General features: G+C 70.0%; 6 protein-coding genes. All 6 read left to right on the top strand.

Annotation, left to right across the window (positions count from 1 at the left end):
* On the top strand, positions 1–311 hold a 311-nt coding region (locus A7A76_RS18260; RefSeq protein WP_206412542.1), incomplete at its 5' end, for a hypothetical protein.
* A 259-nt stretch (positions 312–570) separates the two neighbouring features.
* Complete coding sequence (locus A7A76_RS18255) at positions 571–1,278, top strand: glycine zipper 2TM domain-containing protein (protein ID WP_206412541.1); 708 nt, start codon at positions 571–573, stop codon at positions 1,276–1,278.
* A 290-nt stretch (positions 1,279–1,568) separates the two neighbouring features.
* Positions 1,569–3,464: a propionate--CoA ligase gene (gene prpE, locus A7A76_RS18250; protein ID WP_206412540.1), complete on the top strand. Its 1,896-nt coding sequence runs from the start codon at positions 1,569–1,571 to the stop codon at positions 3,462–3,464.
* 141 nt (positions 3,465–3,605) lie between these two features.
* Positions 3,606–4,679, top strand: a complete 1,074-nt coding sequence (locus tag A7A76_RS18245) for a suppressor of fused domain protein (RefSeq protein ID WP_206412539.1) — start codon at positions 3,606–3,608, stop codon at positions 4,677–4,679.
* Between the two features lie 388 nt (positions 4,680–5,067).
* A complete protein-coding gene (gene prpB / locus A7A76_RS18240; protein ID WP_206412538.1) occupies positions 5,068–5,955 on the top strand; it encodes a methylisocitrate lyase in 888 nt (295 codons plus the stop codon).
* Between the two features lie 193 nt (positions 5,956–6,148).
* Positions 6,149–7,300 (top strand): bifunctional 2-methylcitrate synthase/citrate synthase, encoded by a 1,152-nt coding sequence (gene prpC / locus A7A76_RS18235; RefSeq protein ID WP_206412537.1) that lies wholly within the window; start codon positions 6,149–6,151, stop codon positions 7,298–7,300.
* The last annotated feature ends 10 nt before the right edge of the window (positions 7,301–7,310 follow it).

Raw genomic sequence — 7,310 nt, 5'->3', positions numbered from 1 at the left:
CCCGCCAGGCCCTGCCCGATGCCGACGAGGCCGCCGCGCTGTACGCGCTGCGGCGCTGGCGCGACGAATCCGGCGCGGCGCTGGCGCAGGCCCTGGCCGGGGTCGAAGCGGCGCGGCCGGCCGCGCCGGTGCTGTGCATCGCCAGCCACGGCGATACCGATGTGTATCCGCACACCACCGCACGGTTCGCCGCCGCGGTCGGCGCGAGCCTGATCGCCTTGCCGGGCAGTCACGTCGGCCCGCTGCTGGGCCGCGAGGCCGCGCGCGCGGCGGCCCAGGCGGCGGACTGGCTGACGGCCGGCGCAGGTTGAGCAGCGGGTGGCGGAGGGCAGGCAGGCGGCGAAGCGTCAAACCGGACAGACTTCTGTTCGTGCAGACCGCTTGTCTGTACGTCGCGCCGCACGCCGGCGCCCAGGCTGCGCTAGCCTGGGCCCCGCGACCGGCGCGCTGGCTGTCGCCGAGGTAAACAATTTTTTGACATCGGCGCGGGCTCCGGCCGCATTCAGCCCGGGTTGACCGCGCCGGACCGACGATCCGCATCGCGCCATTCCGGCGCCTGGGAGCCCCGCCATGAACCGCTCGCTCGTCACCGTCCTGGGCCTGGCCCTGGCCGCCGCCACCGGCATCGCTTCGGCGCAGTCGTATCCGAACGGGTCGGGCGCATATTCTTCGGGCGCGTATTCGGGCAATTACAACAACGGCTCCGGCAACTACAACGGCTCGCCGAGCTACAGCTCGCAGGTCGACTTCGCCCGCGTGGTGCGGGTCGATCCGGTGTTCGAAACCTATTCCCAGCCCGCCAGCGCGCCGCGCTGCTACGAGCGCCCGACCTACGTCCAGGGCGGCAGCGACTACTACGGCGGCGACGGCTACAGCAACAACGACGGCTACTACGATCAATACGGCAACCAGCGCCGCAGCGTCGGCACCGAAGGCGGCCGCACCGCCGCGACCGTGGTCGGCGGCATCGTCGGCGCGGTGCTCGGCAGCAAGGTCGGCGGCGGCAGCGCGCGCTACGCGACCTCGGCGATCGGCTCGATGGTCGGCGGCATGGCCGGCCGCAGCATCTACGAACAGAGCAAGCGCAGTCAGGAACCGCCGCGCACCGGCACGGTGCGGGTTTGCGACCCGGTGCCGAACAACGGCTACGTCAACGACCAACGCAGCGTGACCGCGTACGACGTCACCTACGAATACGCCGGCAAGACCTACCGCACCCGCACCGACCACAACCCGGGCGACCGCATCCGCGTGCGTGTGGACGTGCGTCCGGACTGACGGGGCGACCGCCGGGCCGAACGCGCAGCCCGGCCGAGGCATCTTCGCAAGGCGCATGGAATCGGCGTGGGCGCGCAGGAACGGGGCGCCGCCCGCCCGGTGGGACGCCGGGGCCGCAAGGCTCCGGCGTCTTTCGTTGGCGCCGGCGCAGGGCGGCGCGAACCCGCTTTGTGCGAGCCCGCTTTGTGCGAGCCCGTTCACGGCGCGCGCCACGCCTAGACCAAGGTCGTAACGCCCCGCGTGCGCCGCATGGTCTAGCCTGCGGGCGGATGCCCTGCGAGACCGCGCCCATGCGTTACGAGGAGTTCCACCGCCGTTCGATCGAACAGCCCGAGGCGTTCTGGGCCGAGCAGGCCCGCGCGATCCATTGGCGCACGCCGCCGCAGCGCATCCTCGACTATTCCAACCCGCCGTTCCGGCAGTGGTTCGCCGGCGGCGAAACCAATCTTTGCTACAACGCGCTGGACCGCCACCTCGACCAGCGCGGCGACCAGCTCGCGCTGGCGGCGGTCTCCAGCGAAACCGGGCAGACCCGCGAGCTGAGCTATCGCCAACTGCACCGCGAGGTCAACGTCTTCGCCAGCGCGATCCGCGCGCTCGGCGTGGGCCGCGGCGACCGGGTGGTGATCTACATGCCGAACATGGCCGAGGCGGTGTTCGCGATGCTGGCCTGCGCGCGCATCGGCGCGGTGCACTCGGTGGTCTTCGGCGGGTTCGCCGCGCACAACCTGGCCCTGCGCATCGACGACGCCACGCCCAGGCTGCTGATCTGCGCCGACGCCGGCATGCGCGGCGGCAAGGTCATCCCGTACAAGCCGCTGGTGGACGCGGCTTGCGCGCAGGCGCAATCGCCGCCGCCGCGCGTGCTGGTGGTGAGCCGTGGGCTCGATCCGGACCTGCGCCTGATCCCCGGCCGCGACGTCGACTACGCGGCCTTGCGCACGCAGCACGAAGACGCGCAGGTCGAGGTCGAGTGGCTCGAATCCAACGAGCCCAGCTACCTGCTCTACACCTCCGGCACCACCGGCAAACCCAAGGGCGTGCAGCGCGACGTCGGCGGCTACGCGGTCGCGCTGGCGCTGTCGATGTGGGCGATCTACGACATCCGCGCCGGGCAGGCGATGTTCTCCACCTCCGACGTGGGCTGGGCGGTCGGCCATTCCTACAATGTCTACGGTCCGCTGATCGCCGGCGCCACCTCGGTGTTGTACGAAGGCCTGCCGACCAATCCCGACCCGGGCGTGTGGTGGAGCATCTGCGAGCGTTACGGCGTGCGCACCATGTTCTCTTCGCCGACCGGCATCCGCGTGCTCAAGAAACAGGATGCGGCGTGGCTGAAGAAGCACGACCTGTCGTCGTTGCAGTGGCTGTTCCTGGCCGGCGAGCCGCTCGACGAACCGACCGCGCACTGGATCACCGACGGCATCGGCAAGACCGTCATCGACAATTACTGGCAGACCGAAACCGGCTGGCCGGTGCTGGCGCTGATGCCGGGGCTGGAGCTCAAGCCGGTCAAGTTCGGCTCGCCCGGACTGCCGATGCCGGGCTACCACCTGCGGGTGATCGACGAGGCCAGCGGCCGCGATGTCGGCCCGAACGAGAAGGGCGTGCTGACGATCGTGCCGCCGCTGCCGCCGGGCTGCCTGAGCACGGTGTGGAACGACGATGCGCGCTTCCTGTCGAGTTACTTCGGCCACTTCAGGGAACTGCTGTACAGCTCGCTGGACTGGGCGATCCGCGACGAGGACGGCTACACCTTCATCCTCGGCCGCACCGACGATGTCATCAACGTCGCCGGCCACCGCCTGGGCACGCGCGAGATCGAGGAGTCGGTGGCCAGCCACGCCAGCGTCGCCGAGGCGGCGGTGATCGGCGTGCACGACGAGCTCAAGGGCCAGGTGCCGGTGGTGTTCGCCACGCTCAAGGCCGGCGATGCGCACGACCCGCATGCGGTCGCGGCGGGCATGCAGGACTGCGTGGTGCGCCAGCTCGGCGCGGTGGCGCGGCCGGCGCGGGTGTATGTGGTCGCCGCGCTGCCCAAGACCCGCTCGGGCAAGCTGCTGCGGCGTTCGATCCAGGCCCTGGCCGAAAGCCGCGACCCCGGCGATCTGTCCACGCTCGACGACCCCGGCGCGCTGGAGGAAGTGCGGCGCGCGCTGGAGCGCGGCGCCGATGCCGGCGGCTGACATACGCCGGCGCAGCGTGAACGCGAGCGAAAGCGTTCGTGCGCGCAACGCCGGTGTTGACGCCATTTTTCTGCGCCGGCGTTAGCATCGCGGCAACGGGCGGGCTGCGGCCCGCCCTCGATCCAGCGAGGCACGCGCGCAATGCAGTACACCAGTCCTTCCGCCGCCGAGCCGGCCCCGGCGCACCACGGCGATGCGCATCGCGACGAGGCGCACCGCAACGAAGCCGGCGCGCCCGGCTGGGATGCCATCAACCACGCCTTGAACCGCGTGTATCCGCGCCAGTCGCCGTGGCATTCCAGCGCGCCGCCCGGTTCGGCCGCGCCCTTGCCCGGCATCAGCGCGTACAAGCGCATCACCCCGCTGCCGCATTGGCATTTCGTCACCTACGGCTTCAGCGAACTGTTCGACAAGCGCAACGACGATGCGGCCGTCAGCGGCTATGGCTTCGAACTGACCTTCCGCCTGGCCAATCCCGACGATGCCGAGGAACCGCCGCGCTGGGCGCTGAACTTCCTGCAGAACCTGGCGCGCTACGTGTTCGACAGCGGCCACGGCTTCCACGCCGGCCACTACCTCAGCGCCGGCGGGCCGATCGCCGCCGACAGCGACAGCCAGATCCGCGCGCTGGCCTTCGTCCACGATCCGGAACTCGCGCCGATGGACAGCGACAACGGCCGGCTCGAGTTCCTGCAGATCGTCGGGCTGACCAACGAAGAAGAGTTCGCGCTCAAGCGCTGGTCGACGCTGAAGGTGCTGGAGGTCTTCCACGACCGCCTGCCGCTGTGGATCACCGACCTGGAACGCGGCTCGCTGCTGGCCGACCCCGACATCGCCGCGCGCCTGGCCGAAGGCTCGGCGCGCGAGGGCTCGTCGGTGGGCACCATCTATGCCGATCACGTGAGCTGGGAGCAGCGCAAGCGTCTGCTGCGCGCGCCGGTGACGGTGCTGGCGCTGAGCGCGCGCCAGGTCGGCGAATTGCTGGCGCTGCTGCCGCTGCGGCTGCCGTTCGGGCACGCGTTCAGCGCGGTCGGGCCCGACGCGCGGGTGGTGTTCGAGCCGGCCGCGCGCGGCAACGAGGCGCTGGTCGCCGACGGCGTGCTGCACCTGCGCCTGGACGAGCGGGCGGTGCGCAGCCTGGTGCAGCGGCTGCGGGCGCAGGCGGGGACGTACGAGGTCGAAGGGTTTCCCGCGTTGCAGGTTCAGGTGCGCTGAGGCGCGAGCGCGAGTCGGGAGCGTGGCGCCGGGCAACGCGGCCGGCGCATCGAGCCCTGCGCTACGCGAGCCGCTTGGCGAGAGCCCGCGCCGCCGCCAGCTCGTCATTCCCGCGAAGGCGGGAATCCAGAGACTTCAGCGCCATGCCGCGGTGAAGCCCTGGATTCCCGCCTTCGCGGGAATGACGTTCTGGTGGGGGCGCGGAAGGTCCCTAGGAGCGGGGTCTGCAAACGCGCCGCGCTCGCACACGGCCAGCGCAATCCGCGCCGCGCTTTGCGCATTCAGCCCGCTCGCCGTCTCGCCGGCGCCGGCCACGCACCGGCGGCCGACGCGTCCGACGGGTTAAAATGGCCGGATCGCCCCGACCGGGCCACCCGGAGTCAGACAGATGTCCCAGCTCTCCGCCGGCGCCAAGTTCCGCGCCGCGCTCGCCGCCGAATCGCCGCTGCAGGTGATCGGCGCGATCAACGCCAACCACGCCCTGCTGGCCCAGCGCGCCGGTTACCGCGCCATTTATCTGTCCGGCGGCGGCGTCGCCGCGGGCTCGCTGGGCCTGCCGGACCTGGGCATCAACACGCTCGAAGACGTGCTGATCGACGTGCGCCGCATCACCGATGTGTGCGACCTGCCGCTGCTGGTCGACATCGACACCGGCTTCGGCCCGAGCGCGTTCAACATCGAGCGCACGGTCAAGTCGCTGATCAAGGCCGGCGCGGCCGCCTGCCACATCGAGGACCAGGTCGGCGCCAAGCGCTGCGGCCATCGTCCGGGCAAGGAGATCGTCTCCGCCGGCGAAATGGCCGACCGGGTCAAGGCCGCGGCCGACGCCAAGACCGATCCCGACTTCTTCCTGATCGCGCGCACCGACGCCATCGCCGTGGACGGCGTCGATGCGGCGATCGAACGCGCCATCGCCTGCGTCGAGGCTGGCGCCGACGGCATCTTCGCCGAGGCCGCCTACGACCTGGCGACCTACCGCCGCTTCGTCGACGCGGTCAAGGTGCCGGTGCTGGCCAACATCACCGAATTCGGCCAGACCCCGCTGTTCTCGCGCGACGAACTGGCCTCGGCCGGCGTCGCCATCCAGCTGTTCCCGCTGTCGGCGTTCCGCGCGATGAACAAGGCGGCGGAGAACGTGTACGAATCGATCCGCCGCGACGGCCACCAGAAGAACGTGGTCGACAGCATGCAGACCCGCGCGGAGCTGTACGACCGCATCGGCTATCACGCGTTCGAGAACAAGCTCGACGCGCTGTTCGCCAAGAAGGGCGGCTGAGATTTTTAAGTTTCTCCTTCTCCCGCTTGCGGGAGAAGGTGGCCCGAAGTGCCTGCCCCTGCGTAGGCAGGGGGCCGGATGAGGGCAAGCGAAACTTCAAGCCAGCGGCGCAAGCCGGAAGTCGGGTGCCCTCACCCTAACCCTCTCCCGCAAGCGGGAGAGGGAACAGAAGACCACTCTTAAAGGAAGGACCATGAGCGATACCGCATCGACCCTGCCCAAGCCCAAGAAATCCGTCGCCCTCAGCGGCACCGCCGCGGGCAACACCGCGCTGTGCACCGTCGGCCGCAGCGGCAACGACCTGCATTACCGCGGCTACGACATCCACGACCTCGCCACCCAGTCCACCTTCGAGGAAGTCTCGCACCTGCTGGTCCACGGCGTGCTGCCGACCGCCTCGCAGCTCAAGGCCTACAAGACCAAGCTCAAGCGCCTGCGCGGCCTGCCGGCGATCGTGGCCGAGGCGCTGGAACTGGTGCCGGCCAACGCCCACCCGATGGACGTGCTGCGCACCGGCTGCTCGGTGCTGGGCACGGTGCTGCCCGAACGCGAAGGCCATCCGGCCAGCGAAGCGCGCGACATCGCCGACCGCCTGATCGCCAGCTTCGGTTCGATGCTGCTGTACTGGTGGCACTTCACCCGCAACGGCCGCCGCATCGACTGCGAGACCGACGACGACTCGGTCGCCGCGCACTTCCTGCACCTGCTGCACGGCGAGCCGCCGAGTCAGCTGCTGGCCGATTCGCTCGACAAGTCGCTGATCCTCTACGCCGAACACGAGTTCAACGCGTCGACCTTCACCGCCCGCGTCATCGCCGGCACCGGCTCGGACCTGCATTCGTGCATCACCGGCGCGATCGGCGCGCTGCGCGGCCCCAAGCACGGCGGCGCCAACGAAGTGGCGATGGACATCATCTCGCGCTACAACGACGCCGACGAAGCCGAGGCCGACATCCGCGCCCGGGTCGAACGCAAGGAGATCGTGATCGGCTTCGGCCATCCGGTCTATACGGTCGGCGATCCGCGCAACCCGATCATCAAGGAGATCTCGCGCGCGCTGTGCAAGGACGGCGGCAACCAGACCCTGTTTGACGTCAGCGAGCGCATCGAGAAGCTGATGTGGGACAGCAAGAAGATGTTCCCGAACCTGGATTGGTACTCGGCCTCGGCCTATCACATGATGGGCATTCCCACGCCGATGTTCACCCCGCTGTTCGTGATCGCCCGCACCACCGGCTGGAGCGCGCACGTGATCGAGCAGCGCGAGGACGGCAAGATCATCCGCCCGAGCGCGAACTACACCGGCCCGGAAGACCGCCAGTACGTGCCGATCGAAAAGCGTTGAGCCTCGGCCG

Source organism: Lysobacter enzymogenes (assembly GCF_017168095.1).
GTDB classification, from domain to species: Bacteria; Pseudomonadota; Gammaproteobacteria; order Xanthomonadales; family Xanthomonadaceae; genus Lysobacter; species Lysobacter enzymogenes_D.
Note: the sequence above shows the minus strand (reverse complement) of the source record. Positions and strands in the feature narration are given on the sequence as shown.